This is a genomic window from Bacillus paranthracis, assembly GCF_024296885.1.
GTDB lineage: Bacteria > Bacillota > Bacilli > Bacillales > Bacillaceae_G > Bacillus_A > Bacillus_A paranthracis.
This window is the reverse complement of record NZ_CP101135.1, coordinates 4,347,034-4,367,938: the sequence shown is the minus strand read 5'-3', so window position 1 is coordinate 4,367,938 and position 20,905 is coordinate 4,347,034. Positions and strand designations below refer to the sequence as shown.

General features: G+C 37.2%; 19 protein-coding genes and 1 pseudogene. 16 read left to right on the top strand and 4 right to left on the bottom strand.

The window, feature by feature from the left end; genetic code table 11:
- The first annotated feature begins 66 nt into the window (after nt 1-66).
- The 3 genes and pseudogenes from NLJ82_RS22555 to NLJ82_RS22545 all read left to right on the top strand — a co-directional run bounded on the left by NLJ82_RS22555 (nt 67) and on the right by NLJ82_RS22545 (nt 985).
- The gene (locus tag NLJ82_RS22555; RefSeq protein WP_000538207.1) at nt 67-390 is read left to right on the top strand and encodes a hypothetical protein; all 324 of its coding nucleotides are present in this window, start codon (nt 67-69) and stop codon (nt 388-390) included.
- A gap of 62 nt (nt 391-452) precedes the next feature.
- Nucleotides 453-632 (top strand): annotated as a pseudogene (locus NLJ82_RS22550) (phosphotransferase enzyme family protein); the annotation flags it as partial.
- Between the two features lie 89 nt (nt 633-721).
- Entirely contained in the window at nt 722-985 is a 264-nt protein-coding gene (locus NLJ82_RS22545; protein WP_000099739.1) for a DUF3949 domain-containing protein, read from the top strand.
- A 7-nt stretch (nt 986-992) separates the two neighbouring features.
- Here NLJ82_RS22545 and NLJ82_RS22540 read toward each other — a convergent pair whose 3' ends face one another.
- Nucleotides 993-1,298 (bottom strand): YtpI family protein, encoded by a 306-nt coding sequence (locus NLJ82_RS22540; RefSeq protein WP_001144764.1) that lies wholly within the window; start codon nt 1,296-1,298, stop codon nt 993-995.
- A 236-nt stretch (nt 1,299-1,534) separates the two neighbouring features.
- Here NLJ82_RS22540 and NLJ82_RS22535 point away from each other — a divergent pair, with 236 nt between their 5' ends.
- On the top strand, nt 1,535-2,467 hold the full coding sequence (locus NLJ82_RS22535; protein WP_000545147.1) for a DHH family phosphoesterase: 933 nt from the start codon (nt 1,535-1,537) through the stop codon (nt 2,465-2,467).
- A 51-nt stretch (nt 2,468-2,518) separates the two neighbouring features.
- On the opposite strand, the gene ytrI is transcribed toward NLJ82_RS22535, so the two are convergent.
- Both ytrI and NLJ82_RS22525 read right to left on the bottom strand, forming a co-directional pair.
- Nucleotides 2,519-3,022 carry a sporulation membrane protein YtrI gene (gene ytrI, locus NLJ82_RS22530; RefSeq protein WP_001265737.1) on the bottom strand — a complete coding sequence of 168 codons (504 nt, stop codon included), beginning with the start codon at nt 3,020-3,022 and terminating at the stop codon, nt 2,519-2,521.
- On the bottom strand, nt 3,019-3,432 hold the full coding sequence (locus NLJ82_RS22525) for a YtrH family sporulation protein (RefSeq protein ID WP_002003648.1): 414 nt from the start codon (nt 3,430-3,432) through the stop codon (nt 3,019-3,021). Before NLJ82_RS22525 ends, ytrI begins: the two co-directional genes overlap by 4 nt.
- Before the next feature lie 42 nt (nt 3,433-3,474).
- On the opposite strand from NLJ82_RS22525, the gene dnaE reads away from it, so the two are divergent.
- The 8 genes from dnaE (at nt 3,475) to NLJ82_RS22485 (ending at nt 14,307) form a co-directional block, all read left to right on the top strand.
- Nucleotides 3,475-6,801 (top strand): DNA polymerase III subunit alpha, encoded by a 3,327-nt coding sequence (dnaE, locus tag NLJ82_RS22520; protein WP_000673752.1) that lies wholly within the window; start codon nt 3,475-3,477, stop codon nt 6,799-6,801.
- A 133-nt stretch (nt 6,802-6,934) separates the two neighbouring features.
- Nucleotides 6,935-8,143 (top strand): NADP-dependent malic enzyme, encoded by a 1,209-nt coding sequence (gene ystJ / locus NLJ82_RS22515; RefSeq protein ID WP_001970845.1) that lies wholly within the window; start codon nt 6,935-6,937, stop codon nt 8,141-8,143.
- Nucleotides 8,144-8,157: 14 nt separating this feature from the next.
- Nucleotides 8,158-8,802: a FadR/GntR family transcriptional regulator gene (locus NLJ82_RS22510; RefSeq protein WP_000204431.1), complete on the top strand. Its 645-nt coding sequence runs from the start codon at nt 8,158-8,160 to the stop codon at nt 8,800-8,802.
- A 185-nt stretch (nt 8,803-8,987) separates the two neighbouring features.
- Nucleotides 8,988-9,857 (top strand): acetyl-CoA carboxylase, carboxyltransferase subunit beta, encoded by an 870-nt coding sequence (gene accD, locus NLJ82_RS22505; RefSeq protein WP_000942861.1) that lies wholly within the window; start codon nt 8,988-8,990, stop codon nt 9,855-9,857.
- Complete coding sequence (gene accA / locus NLJ82_RS22500; RefSeq protein ID WP_000818794.1) at nt 9,845-10,819, top strand: acetyl-CoA carboxylase carboxyl transferase subunit alpha; 975 nt, start codon at nt 9,845-9,847, stop codon at nt 10,817-10,819. Before accD ends, accA begins: the two co-directional genes overlap by 13 nt.
- Before the next feature lie 128 nt (nt 10,820-10,947).
- Nucleotides 10,948-11,907 (top strand): 6-phosphofructokinase, encoded by a 960-nt coding sequence (gene pfkA / locus NLJ82_RS22495; RefSeq protein WP_000821163.1) that lies wholly within the window; start codon nt 10,948-10,950, stop codon nt 11,905-11,907.
- A 53-nt stretch (nt 11,908-11,960) separates the two neighbouring features.
- On the top strand, nt 11,961-13,718 hold the full coding sequence (gene pyk, locus NLJ82_RS22490; RefSeq protein WP_001232661.1) for a pyruvate kinase: 1,758 nt from the start codon (nt 11,961-11,963) through the stop codon (nt 13,716-13,718).
- A gap of 199 nt (nt 13,719-13,917) precedes the next feature.
- Nucleotides 13,918-14,307 (top strand): FxsA family protein, encoded by a 390-nt coding sequence (locus NLJ82_RS22485; protein ID WP_000871624.1) that lies wholly within the window; start codon nt 13,918-13,920, stop codon nt 14,305-14,307.
- Between the two features lie 574 nt (nt 14,308-14,881).
- Here NLJ82_RS22485 and ytvI read toward each other — a convergent pair.
- Complete coding sequence (ytvI, locus tag NLJ82_RS22480; RefSeq protein ID WP_001081397.1) at nt 14,882-16,000, bottom strand: sporulation integral membrane protein YtvI; 1,119 nt, start codon at nt 15,998-16,000, stop codon at nt 14,882-14,884.
- Nucleotides 16,001-16,419: 419 nt separating this feature from the next.
- Between ytvI and NLJ82_RS22475 the strand changes: the two genes are divergently transcribed.
- From NLJ82_RS22475 to mdh, 4 genes are all read left to right on the top strand, one after another.
- Nucleotides 16,420-16,881, top strand: a complete 462-nt coding sequence (locus NLJ82_RS22475) for a DUF441 domain-containing protein (protein WP_000625508.1) — start codon at nt 16,420-16,422, stop codon at nt 16,879-16,881.
- A 387-nt stretch (nt 16,882-17,268) separates the two neighbouring features.
- Entirely contained in the window at nt 17,269-18,417 is a 1,149-nt protein-coding gene (gene citZ / locus NLJ82_RS22470) for a citrate synthase (RefSeq protein WP_000503660.1), read from the top strand.
- A gap of 160 nt (nt 18,418-18,577) precedes the next feature.
- Complete coding sequence (icd, locus tag NLJ82_RS22465; protein WP_000206898.1) at nt 18,578-19,870, top strand: NADP-dependent isocitrate dehydrogenase; 1,293 nt, start codon at nt 18,578-18,580, stop codon at nt 19,868-19,870.
- A 19-nt stretch (nt 19,871-19,889) separates the two neighbouring features.
- The gene (gene mdh / locus NLJ82_RS22460) at nt 19,890-20,828 is read left to right on the top strand and encodes a malate dehydrogenase (protein ID WP_000153232.1); all 939 of its coding nucleotides are present in this window, start codon (nt 19,890-19,892) and stop codon (nt 20,826-20,828) included.
- Nucleotides 20,829-20,905: the final 77 nt, after the last annotated feature.

Genomic DNA, 20,905 nt, shown 5'->3' with positions numbered 1-20,905 from the left:
TCATATTTATAAATAGAAGCGGGCAATCATTTGAAGATGCTTGAATAATAATTGTGGAGGTGTCGAATGGGAGTAATAATTCTCTTTTTAGGGGTAGTATTTGCAATAACTTTTCATGTGTTAACACATCGAAGAATGGATATAAAGAAAAAGAAATTGTATGTAGTAAGTTTGATTTTCGCTATTGTTTGTTCCTTTATCTCTACAGCTGGAGAAAATAAGGGCGATTTTCTATACTTTGGTGTACCAGCTGAAACATTTGTTTATTATGGCGGATGGGAAATTTCGTTTCATCCATTAGGTTTTTTCTTTAACTTTATTTTGTTTTATTGGATTTTGAAGCTATTACTTAAGTTCGGTCAGAGTTTTGGGAGAGAAGTGAAAAAATAGCAGGATATGTATCGGTGCGGATAGAAAATTGGTGATTAGTCGATAAGAAAGTTTCATTGTTGTATGGGGAAAATATTTCAGAAGCAGCCATTCGACTTGGAACTGCTTCAAGAATCTTTTATATGGCAGGGAAAATACCATTAAGACTTGATATTGAACCTATTAAAAAGAATCCTGATTATTTCATTCGCCGATATATTCAGTATGCGGAAGAGGAGTTATGCAGTAAGACAATTGTCTGATAAAAAAACAGAATATTAATTCATTTGGATTCTAGACTATGTTATAATTTAATTGTAAGAAAATGGATTCCTGAAAGGTGGTATGCATGATGTCATCAACAGTACTCTTTTTTGGTAGTATCGCACTATTTTACTTCCTTGTGATGATACCGATTCAATATTTATACTTACAAGGTTTACATGAAAAAAAGAAAAAAACAGGATTATCTCAGCGAGAACTATACGAAAAAATGTCTTTTGGGGAAGAACAATTACATCTTCATGTGCAAGGCAACCCATTTAATATACCATCTGCGTTTGTCGCATATATGATTTTGAAAGTTAGAGGACGTAAAAAAGCATCACAATGTTGATGCTTTTTTACGTTGCTTCATAAGCTTCGGCTTCTTTAACTGCTAATGGTAAGAAATGTTTGTATTGGCGAAATCCATTAAATGCACTTGCACTGCCAAATAGAACGAATAAGATACCAACGATAATACGAGCGGTTGAAAGTTCTAAAAAGAATTGGTTTATCCCGAAGAATAAAACGAATGAACCGAGTGCCATTGCGGATTTTCCTGAGAGCCAACCTTTCTCCATTGGGCGGTTTGTACGAAAGTATTTTGTTTTGTAGAAGAGGTACAACATAAATGAGACGATAATACAGAAGACTAATACTGGCATCATGCACACTCCCATCGCTTTATGAAAAAATAGTAGAGAAAAAAGAAATATCTAAACTTTCTAATTTTTATTATAAAGCAATTGTTCGCATGTATGAAATACTTTCCGTTATAATGGAGGATAAAGTGAGACTTTCATTAGTGTAGGGATGTTTCCGCGCTAATGATTAGCCCACATTCATTGGGCTTTTACTGCACGTTGAAGTGAAGAAGTTGAATAAAAAGGAGATTATACATATGCATGAGCAAATTTTAGGAGCAATTAAAGAGTTTGATACAATTATTATTCATCGTCATGTGCGTCCGGATCCAGATGCGTTAGGTTCACAGGGCGGTCTTAGTACAATTCTACAAGAATCGTTTCCAGAGAAAAATATTTATACGGTTGGGTACAATGAACCGTCATTAGCATATTTACGAGTAATGGATGATATTGAAGATAGTGTATACGAAAATGCGCTTGTTATCGTTTGTGATACAGCAAACCAAGAACGTGTTGACGATCAACGCTATACAAAAGGGAAGATGTTAATCAAAATTGATCATCATCCAAATGAAGATCCATACGGAGACATTACGTGGGTAGATACGACAGCAAGTTCTACAAGTGAAATGATTTATGAGTTTTATAATTATGGAAAAGATAAAGGATTAAAAATAACGAAAGAAGCAGCTCGTCTTATTTTAGCGGGTATTGTTGGGGATACAGGTCGTTTCTTATTCCCGAATACAACAGCAAAAACACTTCGTTATGTAAGTGAGCTTGTTGACATGGGTGTGAAATTCACAGATTTATACAATGAAATGTATAAGACAAAAGAAAAAATCGCTCGTTTAAACGGTTATATTTTACAAAACTTTACGATGGTAGAAGAAGGAGCAGCTTACATTAAATTAACGAAAGAAGTATTAGAAGAATTTGATGTACTTCCTTCTGAGGCATCCGGCGTTGTTGGAGCACTTGGTAATATTGATGGATTAAAGGCATGGGTTCTATTTTTAGAGGAAGACGATGTGATTCGTGTTCGCCTTCGTTCAAAAGGACCAGTTATAAATAAATTAGCAATGCAATATAACGGCGGAGGACATCCGATGGCTTCTGGTGCAAAAGCATCTTCTTGGGAAGAAGCGGATCGTCTATTTGCTGATTTACGTGAGATTTGTAAATAAGAAATTATATGTTAGAACGAAAAGAAGGAGTGGCGCTAAACCCCTCCTTCTTTATTTTTCTTTCTCTATCGTAATGCTAATTTCAAGCACGGTATCGAAAGATATTGTATCGACTTTAAAACGGTATAGCCGATCGTAATGTTTGTACGTCTTGTTTTCGATTACCTTTTTGAGTAGGTCTTTATTTTTTGCGATACTTTGTATGTTTTTCGTTAAAAGATGCTGGAGGTCATTATGGATAGATGTAGTCATATTTTCGAGTGTAAGATTGTCTAAATCGTATTTTTCTCGATTTACAAGTTTTATTTTAATCTCTTGAATGGTTAAGAGCCGTTTATTTTCAGTATTTAATTTTTCTTGATCTTCGAGAAGGACGTGGAGCTTTGCTTCTTGTTTTTCTATAATTTCTCTTTGTTCTGCTATTTTACTAGCTTGTTCTTCTTGAAAAACACCGTATATGTACAAAAAAATAAACCAGCTCAACACGCCTCCAACAGCAGCCCCAGCTAAAACTAAATACCATCTTTTTGCTGTATTGGCACTTGGTACTCTCATACATGTTCCTGCGTTAGCCATTTAATAATAATAAGACCGGTTTGCATACCACCCGTTGCGAAAAAAATAAGGAGAATTTGTTTTACGATATCTTTCATATCCCCGCCAAAGAAACTTCTTTCAAAGCTATAAAAAGTATCAAATGTTCCGCCGATCGCTGCAACGAGTGCCCAAATTCTTAAATTTTGGGCGAATTGATTAATGTAAGTTAGAGTTGGTTTTCCGATAAGAAACGCACCAAATCCACCAATTAATGAACCACCAAGTATAACCCCAAAGGCAATAAAATAACTAATAATAAGCAGAGAGAAAAAAGTATGTTCTCTTACATCCATCGTCATTCCCCTTTCTTCTTCATATATATGGACAAAGTATAAGAAGTATGTTTTGATTTCCGCTTTCCTCTTCACCTATAATAAAAGTAGTCAAATAGGTAAAGAGAGGGTACAACAGTGAAGTTTGTGCATTTACAATGTCAAACCGTTTTTAGTTTATTAAAAAGTGCTTGTAAAATTGATGAACTTGTAGTTAGGGCGAAAGAGCTCGGTTATTCATCACTTGCTATTACGGATGAAAATGTTATGTATGGCGTGATTCCGTTTTATAAAGCATGTAAGAAACATGGTATACATCCTATTATCGGCTTAACAGCTTCTATTTTTAGTGAAGAAGAAGAAAAGTCTTATCCGCTTGTCTTACTTGCTGAAAATGAAATAGGTTATCAAAATTTATTAAAGATTTCTAGTAGCATTATGACGAAGTCAAAAGAAGGTATTCCTAAGAAATGGCTTGCACATTATGCGAAAGGATTAATTGCTATTTCACCAGGTAAAGATGGGGAAATTGAACAATTATTATTAGAAGACAAAGAGAGTCAAGCTGAAGAAGTAGCTCGCATGTATCGAAGTATGTTCGGTAATTTTTATATGAGTTTACAGCATCATGCGATTCAAGATGAACTACTTCTGCAAGAGAAATTACCTGAATTTACGAGTAGGATAAATATTCCAGTCGTTGCAACAAACGATGTACGCTACATCAATCAAAGTGACGCACTTGTTCATGAATGCTTATTATCTGTTGAAAGTGGAACGAAAATGACGGATCCAGATAGGCCGAGGCTGAAAACAGATCAATATTATTTAAAATCATCAGATGAAATGGAAGCACTATTTTCTCACGTAGAAGAAGCGATTTATAACACAGTAGAAATTGCAGAACGTTGCAGAGTAGAAATACCGTTTCATGTAAATCAATTACCGAAATTCCCTGTTCCAGCTAACGAGACGAATGATATGTATTTACGCCGCGTTTGTGAAGAAGGATTGCAGAAACGTTATGGTACGCCGAAAGAAGTACATATAAAGCGTTTGAATCATGAATTAAACGTGATTTCTAGTATGGGGTTTAGTGATTATTTCCTCATCGTCTGGGATTTTATGAAGTATGCGCATGAAAATCATATTTTAACAGGACCAGGTCGTGGATCGGCGGCTGGCTCACTCGTTTCTTACGTATTAGAAATTACAGATATTGATCCAATTGAATACGATCTATTATTTGAAAGATTTTTAAACCCCGAACGTGTGACACTTCCAGATATTGATATCGATTTTCCAGATATAAGACGTGATGAGATGATTCGATATGTGAAAGATAAATATGGTCAGCTTCGTGTTGCTCAAATTGTAACGTTCGGAACGCTGGCAGCGAAAGCAGCAATTAGAGATATTGCGCGTGTAATGGGGCTTCCGCCGCGAGATATCGACATATTCTCAAAACTTATCCCATCAAAGCTTGGTATAACGTTAAAAGATGCATATGAGGAATCGCAATCACTCCGTGAGTTTATACAAGGAAACCTTCTGCATGAGCGTGTGTTTGAAATTGCAAAACGTGTAGAAGGCTTACCACGTCATACGTCTATTCATGCAGCTGGCGTCATTATGAGCCAAGAGCCATTAACGGGAAGTGTAGCCATTCAAGAAGGGCATAACGATGTGTATGTTACGCAATACCCGGCGGATGCATTAGAAGAACTTGGGTTGCTCAAGATGGACTTTTTAGGACTACGTAATTTAACGTTACTTGAAAATATTATAAAGTTTATCGTGCAAAAAACAGGGAAAGAAATCGATATAAGAAATTTACCACTTCAAGATGAAAAGACGTTCCAATTGTTAGGTAGAGGGGATACAACAGGTGTATTCCAGCTTGAATCAGGTGGTATGCGAAATGTACTTCGCGGGTTAAAGCCGAATGAATTTGAAGATATTGTCGCTGTTAACTCGTTATATAGACCAGGACCGATGGAACAAATTCCAACCTTTATTGAATCAAAGCATGGAAAAAGAAAAATTGAATATATACATCCGGACTTAAAACCGATTTTAGAAAGAACATACGGTGTAATTGTATACCAAGAACAAATTATGCAAATTGCGTCGAAGTTAGCGGGCTTCTCGCTCGGAGAAGCAGATTTATTACGCCGTGCAGTTAGTAAAAAAAATCGTGATATTTTAGACCAGGAACGTAAGCATTTTGTGCAAGGTTGTTTACAAAATGGTTATGACGAGACATCTGCAGAGAAAATTTACGATTTAATTGTAAGATTCGCAAATTACGGTTTTAACCGAAGTCACGCTGTAGCCTACAGTATGATTGGATATCAGCTTGCCTATTTAAAAGCGAATTATACGTTGGAATTTATGACGGCGCTATTATCGAGTGCAATTGGAAATGAAGATAAGATTGTGCAGTATATACGAGAAACGAAGCGAAAAGGTTTTCATGTTTTGCCGCCGTCTCTTCAGAGAAGTGGTTACAATTTCCAAATAGAAGGAAATGCGATACGTTACAGCTTACTTTCCATTCGAAACATCGGAATGGCTACAGTGACAGCATTAATCGAAGAACGAGAGAAAAAAATGTTTGAAGATTTATTTGAATTTTGTCTGCGCATGCCATCAAAGTTTGTAACAGAGCGAAATTTAGAGGCGTTCGTCTGGTCTGGGTGTTTTGACGATTTCGGTGTTTCGAGAACGAATTTATGGAAAAGTCTTAAAGGAGCGTTAGAGTATGCCAATCTTGCACGTGATTTAGGAGATGCTGTTCCGAAATCAAAATACGTACAAGGAGAAGAGCTCTCTTTTATTGAACAGTTAAATAAAGAGAAGGAAGTACTAGGTTTTTATTTATCAAGCTATCCGACAGCGCAGTATGTGAAGTTAGCGAAAGAATTAGAAATTCCAACTCTCGCTCAGGCGATGCGACATAAGAAAAAAGTACAAAGAGCTATCGTGTACATAACAAGCGTGAGAGTGATTCGTACGAAAAAGTTGCAAAAGATGGCATTTATTACATTTTGTGATCAAAATGATGAAATGGAAGCAGTTCTTTTCCCCGAAACGTATATACATTTCTCAGATAAGTTACAAGAAGGAGCAATTGTTTTAGTTGACGGCATGATTGAGCTTAGAAATCATAAGCTGCAATGGATTGTAAATGGACTATATCCGTTAGAAGAAATGGATGTGTATGAAGAAAAGAAAGATGCGTCTGTTTACGTGAAATTGCCGTCTCAATATGAGAAAAAGCTTTTAAATCAGGTTACTAAAATATTGTTTGACTATTCGGGTTTTGCGAAAGTACTAATTTATTATGAAAAGGAACATAAAATGGTACAATTATCACGAAGTTTATCGATTCATCCAAGTGAAGAATGTTTAGGAGCACTTCGTGAAATTGTCGGGGAAGAAAATGTGGTTGTGAAAATATAATGGACAATTTCCCTACACTTCGATTATTATAGTAGTAGTGTTCGTGGTCAGACCACTTGGAGAAATTGATATCAGCAAGAATAATTTGAGGAGAGTGGATAGTTTGTCAACACTTCGTGAAGAAGCACTTCACATGCATAAAGTGCATCAAGGAAAATTAGAAACTGTATCAAAAGTAAAAGTAGAAAATGCAAAAGATTTAAGTCTTGCATATTCTCCAGGGGTTGCAGAACCTTGTAAAGAAATTTATGACGATAAAAGTAAGGTATATGAATATACAATGAAGGGAAATATGGTAGCAGTTGTGACAGATGGAACGGCTGTACTTGGTCTTGGTAACATCGGACCTGAAGCATCTCTTCCAGTAATGGAAGGTAAAGCTGTATTATTCAAGAGCTTTGCTGGTGTAGATGCATTCCCAATTGCCTTAAATACAAACGATGTAGATAAAATTGTTGAAACTGTAAAATTAATGGAGCCAACTTTTGGCGGCGTTAACTTAGAGGATATCGCAGCACCAAACTGCTTCATTATTGAAGAACGTTTGAAAAAAGAAACAAATATTCCTATCTTCCATGATGATCAACACGGAACAGCTATCGTAACAGTAGCGGGTCTTGTGAACGCGCTAAAACTAGTTGGAAAGAAAATGTCTGACATTAAAGTTGTCGCAAATGGCGCAGGTGCAGCAGGTATTGCAATTATTAAACTTTTATATCGCTATGGCGTACGCGACATTATTATGTGTGACCGTAAAGGGGCAATCTATGATGGTCGTCCTACAGGTATGAATCCGGTGAAGGATGAAGTGGCAAAATATACAAATAAGAATCGTATCGAAGGTTCTTTAGCTGATGTTGTACAAGGTGCGGACGTATTCATTGGTGTATCTGCAGAAGGTGCATTAACAGAAGAGATGGTTCGTACAATGAATGACGATGCAATTATTTTTGCAATGGCGAATCCAGTTCCAGAAATTATGCCAGAATTGGCAAAAGCAGCGGGCGCAGCTGTTGTTGGAACGGGTCGTTCTGACTTCGCAAACCAAGTAAATAATGTACTAGCGTTCCCTGGTATTTTCCGCGGTGCACTTGACGTACATGCGACACAAATTAACGAAGAAATGAAGATGGCAGCTGTACAAGCTATTGCTGAGCTTGTAGCAGAAGATGAGTTAAATGCAGACTATATCATTCCAGCACCGTTTGACGCGCGTGTAGCGCCTCAAGTAGCAGCTTACGTTGCAAAAGCTGCAATGGAGACAGGAGTAGCTCGCCGTCAAGTAGATCCAAATGAAGTTGCTGAGAAAACAAAACAATTAGCGCTGATTGGTAAAGAATAAGCGAGGAATTTCCATTGACATCATCAAATACAAAAGTATATCTCGAAATTGTAAAAAAAATCCGTTCCATTATGGAAGAGGATGGATTGGTAGCAGGGGATCGTTTGCCGTCTGAGCGTGAGTTAAGTTCACGTTTAAACGTAGGACGTTCCTCTGTAAGAGAAGCGTTGCGTGCTTTAGAACTTGTAGGATTAATTGAAACGAGACGTGGTGAAGGGACGTTTATTCGAAACTTTTACGATAACGGTCTTGTACAATTGATTGCTCCGTTCTTGCTGCAAGATGAGAAAACAATTCGTGATTTATTACAAACAAAACGATTGCTTGAGAAAGATATGATTCGAATTGTATGTAATTTACCGAAAGAAATGTTTTCTAAAGTGCTAAGTAAATTACATCAAGTGCTTGAAGGAAATGAAAACTCAGTTCCAATGCTTCACCAAACGTTCTTTAAAACACTTATTGAACAAGTCGATAATTATTTACTATATCGCATTTGGATGATCGTAAATGATTACGTATCAACGCTTTCTTGTAAAGTTTCAGGAGATTCTATCGATATGTATAGAAAGCTTTACGCTATTTTGGAAGAAAAACAAGAAAATGATGCACTAAAAATTTACGATGAATTAGTAGAGAATATACAGTTTCACTCGTAATGTATAAAATTTGTCGAAATGACCATGACACGTTATGACAAACATTCTATCGCGTAGCGGTTAAAGTTAAACGTAAAGAGTGAGGTTATTAGACAGATTGAGAAGATAAGGCTAACATCAAACTTTGGTGTTAGCCCAATTTTCTTCTTACGCTAACCTTAGCTCTCAACGAAGGGGGTCAAATTGTGCTAAGAGATTTATTCGTGAAAAAGAAAAAGTACGCTGCAATACCTTCAGAACAAGTACGAAAAGATGTACCAGACGGCGTTATGACAAAATGTCCGAAATGTAAAAAAATCATGTATACGAAAGAGCTTCTAAAAAATTTAAAAGTATGTGTGAATTGTGGATATCATCATCCTATGAATGCATGGGAACGTCTTGATAGTATATTGGACGAAGGGTCATTCCGTGAGTATGACAAAGAAATGGTTTCATTAAATCCACTCGAGTTTCCAGATTATGAAGAGAAACTAGAGAGCGATCGTAAGAAGACTGACTTGAACGAAGCGGTTGTAACTGGTGAAGGAACAATTGATGACATGCTTGTTGTTGTTGCAGTAATGGATTCTCGTTTTCGAATGGGGAGCATGGGCTCTGTTGTAGGAGAAAAAATTGCCCGTGCGGTTGAAAAGGCGTACGACTTACAAGTTCCATTTATTATCTTTACTGCTTCGGGTGGTGCCCGTATGCAAGAAGGGATATTAAGTTTAATGCAAATGGCAAAAACAAGCGTAGCTTTGAAAAAGCATAGTAATGCAGGAGGATTATTTATTTCTGTTATGACTCACCCAACGACGGGCGGGGTTTCAGCGAGTTTCGCTTCACTTGGTGATTATAATCTTGCAGAACCAGGGGCGCTGATCGGATTTGCTGGTAGACGTGTAATTGAACAAACGGTGCGTGAGAAACTACCGGAAGATTTCCAAACGGCAGAATTCTTACTAGAACATGGTCAATTAGATGCGGTGGTACATCGTGATGATATGAGAGAATCGCTTCGTAAGATTTTAGAAGTTCATCAAGGAGGGGAAATGGCTGTATGGCAGAGCTAGAATTTGAGAAACCAGTTGTTGAGCTAAGAAATAAGATTCGTGAACTGAAAGACTATACGAAAAACAGCCAGATGGACTTCAGTGAGGAGATTCGTATTTTGGAAGACAAGCTAGAAAATTTAGAGGAAGATATATACGGCAATATGAAAGTATGGGACCGTGTTCAAATTGCTCGTCATGCAGAACGACCGACAACGCTCGATTATATTGAGCACTTATTTACTGATTTTTTTGAATGTCATGGAGATCGTCTATTTGGCGATGATGCAGCGATTGTCGGCGGCATTGCGAAGTATAAAGGGATGCCTGTAACTGTAATCGGGCATCAACGCGGAAAAGATACGAAAGAAAATATTCGCCGTAATTTTGGGATGCCTCACCCAGAAGGATATCGAAAAGCATTGCGTTTAATGAAGCAGGCGGAAAAGTTCAATCGTCCAATTATTTGTTTTATTGATACGAAAGGAGCTTATCCTGGTAAAGCTGCTGAAGAACGTGGTCAAAGTGAAGCGATCGCCCGCAATTTATTTGAAATGGCAGGCTTAACGGTGCCTGTTATTTGTATCGTTATCGGCGAAGGTGGTAGTGGTGGTGCACTAGGTCTTGGAGTAGGAGATTACATTCATATGCTAGAAAATTCCACTTATTCTGTTATTACGCCAGAGGGTGCAGCGGCAATTCTTTGGAAAGATGCAGGAAAAGCAAAGGAAGCTGCAGAGGCGATGAGAATTACAGCAGCAGATTTGAAAGAATTAGGTGTAATTGACGAAATTATTCCAGAGGCAAAAGGTGGAGCACACCGTAATGTTTTGAAACAGTCAGAAAATATAGATTTAATGCTTAGAAAAACTTTTGAACAATTAAACGGAATTTCGAAAGATGAATTAATCGAAAAACGTTATGAAAAATATATGAAAATTGGGCAAGTTTCGTTTTCAAACGCTTCCATTTGGATAAAATAAGAAAAGCGTGCGTTCCACTTCGCGAATGCACGTTTTTATTATGAAAAGACACATCTTCTCCATTGTATTTTTATATTTTTTCGTGTTATTTTATTATAAGGCAAATAATCTTTATGAGGTGAGTACAAATGAAACGTATTGGTGTATTAACAAGTGGTGGAGATTCACCTGGTATGAATGCTGCCATTCGTGCAGTTGTTCGTAAAGCGATTTTCCATGATATTGAAGTATATGGTATTTACCATGGATACGCTGGATTAATTTCTGGTCACATTGAAAAATTAGAACTAGGTTCTGTTGGCGATATTATCCACCGCGGTGGTACGAAATTATATACAGCAAGATGTCCTGAGTTTAAAGACCCAGAAGTACGACTAAAAGGTATCGAGCAATTAAAGAAACACGGTATCGAAGGACTTGTTGTTATTGGTGGAGATGGTTCTTACCAAGGCGCTAAAAAATTAACTGAACAAGGATTCCCATGTGTTGGTGTACCAGGTACAATTGACAATGATATCCCTGGAACAGACTTCACAATTGGTTTCGATACAGCTTTAAACACTGTTATTGATGCAATTGATAAAATTCGTGACACAGCTACATCTCATGAACGTACATATGTTATCGAAGTAATGGGACGTCACGCTGGTGATATCGCATTATGGGCTGGTTTAGCTGATGGTGCGGAAACAATCTTAATTCCAGAAGAAGAGTATGACATGGAAGATGTTATCGCTCGTCTGAAGCGCGGTAGTGAACGTGGTAAAAAACACAGTATTATCGTTGTAGCTGAAGGTGTTGGAAGTGCAATTGACATCGGTAAGCACATTGAAGAAGCAACAAACTTTGATACTCGCGTAACTGTATTAGGTCACGTACAACGTGGTGGATCACCAAGTGCACAAGACCGTGTATTAGCAAGCCGTCTTGGTGCAAGAGCAGTTGAATTATTAATTGCTGGTAAAGGTGGACGTTGTGTCGGTATTCAAGATAACAAACTTGTTGATCATGATATTATCGAAGCGTTAGCTCAAAAGCATACAATCGATAAAGATATGTATCAATTATCTAAAGAATTATCCATCTAATCGGCGTAATGTCGGATATTTGGGAACGGTTTCATAATTTTCGGAGGTGCAATATGCGTAAAACTAAAATTGTATGTACTATAGGTCCTGCTAGTGAAAGTATTGAAAAATTAGAGCAATTAATCGAAGCAGGTATGAACGTTGCTCGTTTAAACTTCTCTCATGGTAGCCATGAAGAACACGGCGCTCGTATTAAAAACATTCGTGAAGCTTCAAAGAAAACTGGTAAAACAGTTGGTATCTTACTTGATACAAAAGGTCCAGAAATCCGTACTCACGACTTCGTAGACGGACAAGCTGAGCTTGTAACAGGTGCAGAAGTAGTTATTTCTACTGAGCAAGTATTAGGTACTGCAGAGAAGTTCTCTGTATCTTATGCTGGTCTTTATGACGATGTAAACCCAGGTTCTCGTATTCTAATCGATGACGGTCTTATCGAGCTAGAAGTAATCGAAAAAGCTGACGGAAACATCCGTACAAAAGTTCTTAACAGCGGAACTGTAAAAAATAAAAAAGGTGTTAACGTACCAAACGTAAGCATTAAGCTTCCTGGTATCACTGAAAAAGACGTAAAAGATATCATCTTCGGTATCGAGCAAAAAGTTGATTTCATCGCAGCTTCATTCGTACGTAAAGCAGCTGACGTATTAGAAATCCGTGAATTACTAGAAGAGCATAACGCTCAATACATCCAAATCGTACCAAAAATCGAAAACCAAGAGGGTATCGACAACATCGATTCAATCTTAGAGGTTTCTGACGGTTTAATGGTAGCTCGTGGTGATATGGGTGTAGAAATTCCACCAGAAGAAGTACCATTAGTACAAAAACGTCTAATCAAAAAATGTAACGTGTTAGGTAAACCAGTTATTACTGCAACACAAATGTTAGATTCTATGCAACGTAACCCACGTCCAACTCGTGCGGAAGCAAGTGACGTAGCTAACGCAATCTTCGATGGTACAGACGCAATCATGCTTTCAGGTGAAACAGCTGCTGGACAATACCCAGTAGAAGCAGTAACAATGATGGCTAACATTGCAGTACGTGTTGAAAAATCATTACAATATGAAGATATGTTCAAAAAACGTATTAAAGAGTTCACTCCAACAATTACAGATGCAATTAGCCAATCTGTTGCGCATACAGCACTTGCTCTTGATGTAGCTGCAATCGTAGCTCCAACAGAAAGTGGATATACTGCGAAAATGATCTCTAAATACCGTCCAAAATCTCCAATCGTAGCTGTAACATCTGACGAGCAAGTAGGACGTCGTCTTGCACTTGTTTGGGGTGTACAAGCATTTATGGCTGAGAAGCGCGCAGCTTCTACTGACGAAATGTTAGATACAGCGATTCAAACAGGTATGGATGCAGGTCTAATCGGACTTGGAGACACTGTAGTAATCACTGCTGGTGTTCCGGTTGCTGAAACTGGTACAACAAACTTAATGAAAATCCACGTTGTTGGTGAAGAAGTTGCTAAAGGGCAAGGGATCGGTCGTAAAGCTGCAAAAGGTAAAGTAGTTGTAGCGAAAACAGCTGCTGAAGCTGTAGCAAACGTAAACGAAGGTGATATCCTTGTTACAACAAGCACTGATAAAGATATGATTCCTGCAATTGAAAAAGCTGCTGCTCTAGTTGTAGAAGAAGGCGGCCTAACAAGCCATGCGGCTGTTGTAGGTGTATCAATCGGTATTCCTGTTATCGTTGGTGTAAACGGCGTAACAGCAACTTTAAAAAATGGCCAAGAAGTAACAGTTGATGCAGCACGCGGAATTGTTTATAATGGACATGCGGAAGTGCTATAAGTAATACGGAGAGAAGGATCGGAGTCCTTCTCTTTTTTTTTACACAAAAATGAGGTGAAACTAGCTTTAAACGTCTGAAATTGCTTTTAAAAGCTGTTTATTATGAAGTTTGATGGGAAAGTGCGTTTAGCTTTTATATGGTGTATATGGACGTTGTGAGGGTGTTTAAAGTGATAGGATATGAAAGGAGTGTAGAGCTATGAAGTGGTTACTATTCTTGTTTATATTAATACCGGCTATTGAGATTACAGTCTTAATTGGATCGAGTCATGTAATAGGTTTGTGGTCTACGTTCGCTATGATCGTATTTACAGGCGTTGTAGGTGTGTATTTGGCGAAAAGACAAGGGTTTAAAGTACTTGGAGAGATTCAATCTAAGTTGAATAGAGGAGAAATGCCAGGAGCAGCGGTTTTAGATGGTATTTTTATCTTTGTAGGGGGTATTCTTTTAGTGCTTCCTGGATATGTAACGGATATAATAGGTTTCATCTTTGTTATCCCTATGACGAGGGCTTTATTGAAGCCGTTTGTTATGAAGTGGATGGAATGGAAGTTTAGAAAAAACTCAACTATTATTGTGCAGAAATAGTGCTTAGATTATAGCGATCTAAGCACTATTTTTTTGTCTGTAAAAGGATGAGAGAGTGGTTAAAGTTCAGTTAATGAAAGATGTGTTTTAATATGCGGCGAATGTGACGGTTAATAATCGATGGGGATAGGATCCTTGTAGATTAAAGTTTTACTTTGTTGTATTTGTTGTGTATTTTTTCGATTTGAGGAGTTATTAGCTCTTAATCAGTGTGTTTAAAGTGGGAATCTGAACTTAAGATTGTTTTTGTATGTAAAAGAATGAATTGGAATGAAAAAAGTTAAATAAGGGCAGGGAAATGGTCAGTTTAAGTCTCATTTTGCGCTATTTTGTATATTTATTCATTTACATAAAAAGTAATAAATGTAAGTAATAATTATAAAATTAATAGAATAAATATGTAAAGACACCACGAAATATGCGTTTTTTATGCAAAAAAACAAGAGAATTATCTTTTTTGAGTGCAATTCTCTTGTTTTATGTAATGAGTATGAAAAATAAGTACAAGGAATAATCAGTGGGAATTTCCCACTGATTACATGTAAGTTTTTGGTTGTGTATGAATTAGAAACTATTATTTTGAAGGTGAGCCTTTAATATATTTCCATAAATCATGGAATACACGAGCTTTGTGTAATGTATTAAGTAGTACTAAGGTGACTGGACCGATGATTAATCCTAAGAAGCCAAAGAGCTTAAAGCCGACAAATAGAGCAATCAGTGTTGCTAATGGATCAAGGCCGATATTAGATGAAAGTACCTTCGGCTCCATAATTTGTCTTTGGACAATCACGACGATGTATAAAATGAGAAGACCGATGGCGAAAGCAGTGTCGCCAGTGAAAAATACGTATATAACCCAAGGAACGAAGACAGCTCCTGTTCCTAAATACGGGAGTAAATCTACAACCCCTGTAATAATCGCGATAGTAATGGCGTATGGTACGCGTAATATTAAAAGTCCGATTAGTACAATAACAGTTGTCATAGATACGAGTGTAAGTTGCGCTTTAACAAAACCGAATAAAGCTTTTCTTAAATCCACAAAAATAGTTTTTCCATAGCCATGAACACGGTTGGGCAAAAACTTTCTTACTTTCTGAGCAAGACGATGCCAATCGTAACTAATGAAGAAAGTGGCTAATAAAACGAATACAAGTACAGTTAAAGTAGTTGGTAGTGCACTAATAAAATTTGTTAACCCGCTTATAATAGCGGTTAAAAGTTCTTTCATTTGCGTCGTTGCTTCGGTTCCTAAGTTTTGAATGTTTTGTGTAATCGTATAGCGCTGCGGTTCCCCAAGATGATTAAATTTAGAGATTAAATCATCGTAGAGAGGCATAATATGATTAAGTGCAAACTGCTGAGCGAATGCAACGATATCCGGAAATTTTACTGTAACAAGTTGTAGTAAGTATGTTGTGGCAGATATTGCTTCTGTTACAAGATATGTAACGAGTCCGACGATAGCTCCAAATACGAGAATTAAGCTAACGAGTACTGCGAGTGCGCGAGGAAATTGTAGTTTTTGATTCAGGAAATTGACGACAGGATTAATTAAATAAGCAAATGCGAAAGCGATAATAAAAGGATAGATAAGTCCTGACATATATAGTAATGCATAGAACCCGGCTACCGTCGCTACAATGACAAATACGAGTCGCAATATCATATATAGTAAGTTTCGATTCAAAGATGTATACCTCCCATTCCAATTTGGATTATCCTAATTCGTTCAACTTATAACGAGTGTGCCCCACTGATTAAAGTTTCACTTTATGTTATAGTGGAATGATGGATTTTCCTGCTTTTTCAGTATGTGAGTGACTGTGAAAGCTTGGTGTTGATGCTTCTACTATATGGTAAAAACTTCATTTTCTCTTCTTTTTATTTTACCTGTTTCTAATTAGAAAAGAAAGGAGAGACGCCCGTTTTTTAAAATGTATACATGCTTGCATTTTGATGGTGAAAGTCTCAGTTTGTCATTTTAAAATGCGTAAAAAAATGAAGTGATTCATGTTGAATAGGCATCGATATAGCATGTATAACGATAGGTTTAAAGGTATTTTTGTTTGGAAATGAGTTCATTATTTTCAGAAAGGAAGTGCAAACATGATTAGTCAGTCAACGTTATTTTTATTCATACTACTTATTATAGGGCTTATTGCGAAAAACCAATCGCTTACTGTAGCTATTGGTGTGTTATTTCTATTAAAATTTACATTTCTAGGGGATAAAGTCTTTCCTTATCTACAAACGAAAGGGATTAACCTCGGTGTTACGGTTATTACAATAGCAGTACTCGTACCGATTGCGACGGGGGAAATAGGGTTTAAGCAACTTGGAGAAGCAGCGAAATCGTATTATGCATGGATTGCTTTAGCTTCAGGGGTAGCAGTTGCTCTGTTAGCAAAAGGTGGCGTACAATTATTAACGACAGATCCTCATATTACAACTGCGCTCGTTTTCGGGACAATTATAGCAGTTGCTTTATTTAATGGGGTCGCTGTAGGTCCATTAATTGGGTCTGGAATTGCCTATGCAGTAATGAGTATTATACAGATGTTTAAATAAGGAATTTTATAGTAATATAAAATTTTTGAATTCTTTCTGTTCACAAAAGTCAGATAATTGTTTATAATAGGATTAGAAACTTTGAAAAGTTACATAACAGCAGAGACTTTACACCAGATAAAATAAAAACAACATAAAACAATTTTATAATGATATTGTTTTATGTTGTTTTTATCATAAAACTCTTCGGAATTCATTTTCCTCACTAACTTGTTGTTTTGAGCGTGAGGATTCGGGGAGACATTCACGCTCATGCTTTCCATGTAGACAATGGACAATAAGAGGGGAACATCGCAACAAATTTGCATGATCGTGCATTTTGCTTGCCTAAAGAGTGAACGGGCGTTCATAATTCAAAAGGGGAGCAAATAGATATAAGGAGCAAGGTTGGGAGAATTTTCAGGAAAAGGAGAGAATGTCATGACTGTTATTCGAGGTTTAGAAGGGGTAGTAGCAACAACATCATCTGTGAGCTCTATTATTGATGATACATTAACTTATGTTGGGTATAATATTGATGATTTAGCTGAGAATGCTACATTTGAAGAAGTAGTGTACTTATTATGGCATCGCAAGCTTCCTAACGAGCAAGAACTAGCGAAATTTAATGAGATTGTATCGGAATACTATAAAGTTCCAGGTGAGATTTTAGCATATTTGAAACAAGTAGATTTAAAAATCGCACATCCGATGTCTGTTTTACGAACTGCAATTTCCATGCTATCATTATACGATGAGAGCGCTGAAATTATGGATGAAAAGTCCAATTATTTGAAAGCGGTTAAATTACAGGCTCAAGTGGGTACTTTAGTTGCTGCTTATGCAAGAATCCGTAAAGGTTTAGATGTTGTTGAGCCTAGAAATGATTTATCATTAGCTGCAAACTTCTTGTACATGTTAAATGATCGCGAGCCAAATGAAGTTGAAATTGAAGCTTTTGATAAGGCGCTTGTACTTCACGCAGATCATGAGTTAAACGCTTCTACATTTACTGCACGCGTTTGTGTAGCTACACTTTCAGATGTATATTCTGGCATTACAGCAGCAATCGGTGCGTTAAAAGGTCCTCTTCACGGTGGGGCAAATGAAAATGTAATGAAGATGTTAACTGAAATTGGCGAAGAAGAAAATGTAGAATCATATATTCATAATGCTCTTCAAAATAAAGTGAAAATCATGGGCTTTGGCCACCGTGTATATGAGCAGGGTGATCCGCGTGCAAAACATTTACGCGAAATGTCTAAGAGATTATGCGTGCTTTTAGGAGAAGAGAAATGGTATAATATGTCTATCAAAATTGAAGACATTGTAACAAAAGAAAAAGGTCTTCCACCAAATGTTGATTTCTATTCAGCTTCTGTATACCATTGTTTAGGAATTGACCATGACTTATTTACACCTATTTTTGCAATTAGCCGTATGTCAGGCTGGTTAGCTCATATTCTAGAACAATATGAAAATAACCGTTTAATCCGTCCGCGTGCTGATTATAATGGACCAACACATCAAGTGTATGTTCCAATTGCACAACGATAAGCGAATAACACTATTTTGATAGTGAAAATACGCTTTCAAAAGTCTGATTTTTTCGGAAAGATGTAATGATTAGAATATTTTAATTTGACTAACGGTTTGAACTGAGGGGTTATTCCCTCAGTTTCATACATATGAAATTTCAAACATGGGGGTTATCACATTGACGACAGGTGAAAAAATTACTGTAACTAATGGTGTTATGAATGTACCAAACAATCCGATTATTCCATTTATCGAAGGAGATGGAATTGGTCCTGATATTTGGGCAGCTGCATCTCGTGTACTAGAAGCAGCAGTTGAAAAAGCTTATGATGGTGAGAAGAAAATCGTTTGGAAAGAAGTGCTTGCAGGGGAAAAAGCATTCAACCAAACAGGCGAGTGGTTACCAGAAGAAACTTTAAATTTAATTCGTGAATATTTAATCGCGATTAAAGGTCCACTTACAACTCCAGTTGGCGGTGGTATTCGTTCTCTAAACGTAGCACTTCGTCAAGAATTAGATTTATATGTATGTCTACGTCCAGTTCGTTATTTTGAAGGTGTTCCTTCACCTGTAAAACGTCCGGAAGATACTGATATGGTTATTTTCCGTGAAAATACAGAAGACATTTATGCTGGAATTGAATATGCGCAAGGATCTCCAGAAGCAGAAAAAGTTCTTGCTTTCTTAAAAGAAGCAATGGGTGTTAATAAAATCCGCTTCCCAGAAACATCTGGTATTGGTATTAAACCAATCTCAGAAGAAGGGACAAAGCGTCTTGTTCGTGCTGCAATTCAATATGCAATTAACGAAAAACGCTCTTCTGTTACATTAGTTCATAAAGGAAACATTATGAAATTTACAGAAGGTGCTTTCAAAAACTGGGGTTACGAAGTAGCGGAACAAGAATTCGGCGACAAAGTATTTACTTGGGCTGAATATGATCGTATCGTTGAGAAAGATGGTAAAGATGCAGCGAATAAAGCGATGGCAGACGCTGAAGTGGCTGGAAAAATCATCGTAAAAGATTCTATTGCAGACATCTTCTTACAACAAATTTTAACTCGTCCACGTGAGTTCGATGTTGTTGCAACAATGAACTTAAACGGTGACTACATCTCTGATGCACTTGCTGCACAAGTAGGTGGAATTGGTATTGCACCTGGTGCAAACATTAACTATGTAACTGGACATGCTATCTTTGAAGCTACGCACGGTACAGCTCCAAAATATGCAGGTTTAGATAAAGTAAACCCATCTTCAGTTCTTCTTTCTGGTGTATTATTATTAGAACACTTAGGATGGAACGAAGCTGCGAAATTAGTAACTGCTTCAGTTGAGAAGACAATTGCTTCAAAAGTAGTAACTTATGATTTCGCACGCTTAATGGAAGGTGCAACAGAAGTGAAATGTTCTGAGTTTGCTAATGAACTTATTAAAAACATGGATGTAGCGATAATCAAAAACGCATAATTAAAGTGGGGGGTAAATTATGACAATCAAACGCAAGAAAGTTTCAGTCATCGGTGCAGGATTTACAGGAGCAACAACAGCATTCTTATTAGCACAAAAAGAACTTGCAGATGTTGTATTAGTGGACATTCCACAGCTGGAAAATCCAACAAAAGGGAAAGCGTTAGATATGTTAGAAGCGAGCCCAGTACAAGGTTTTGATGCTAACATTATTGGAACATCTGATTACGCAGATACTGCTGATTCTGACGTTGTTGTGATTACAGCAGGTATTGCGCGTAAGCCTGGTATGAGCCGTGATGATTTAGTAGCAACAAACTCCAAAATTATGAAAAGTATTACGCGCGACATTGCAAAACATTCACCAAATGCAATTATTGTTGTGTTAACAAATCCAGTTGATGCAATGACATATTCTGTATTTAAAGAAGCTGGATTCCCGAAAGAGCGTGTTATCGGTCAATCGGGCGTATTAGATACAGCTCGTTTCCGTACATTCATCGCACAAGAATTAAATCTTTCTGTGAAAGACATTACAGGATTTGTTCTTGGTGGACACGGTGACGATATGGTACCTCTTGTACGTTATTCTTATGCAGGTGGCATTCCGTTAGAAACGTTAATTCCGAAAGAGCGTTTAGAAGCAATCGTAGAACGTACCCGTAAAGGTGGCGGCGAGATTGTAGGCTTATTAGGAAACGGTAGTGCATATTACGCACCAGCTGCTTCTTTAGTTGAAATGACAGAAGCAATCTTAAAAGATCAACGCCGTGTATTACCGGCTATTGCGTACCTTGAAGGTGAATACGGTTATAGTGACCTTTACTTAGGGGTACCAGTAATTCTAGGTGGTAACGGAATTGAAAAAATTATTGAATTAGAACTTCTTGCAGATGAAAAAGAAGCGTTAGATCGCTCTGTAGAATCTGTACGTAATGTTATGAAGGTTCTTGTTTAATCATTAAATCTAAGTAGAAAAAGATTCGGGGCCCCGAATCTTTTTCTACTATTTATACAAATGTTTTTTTGAAATAA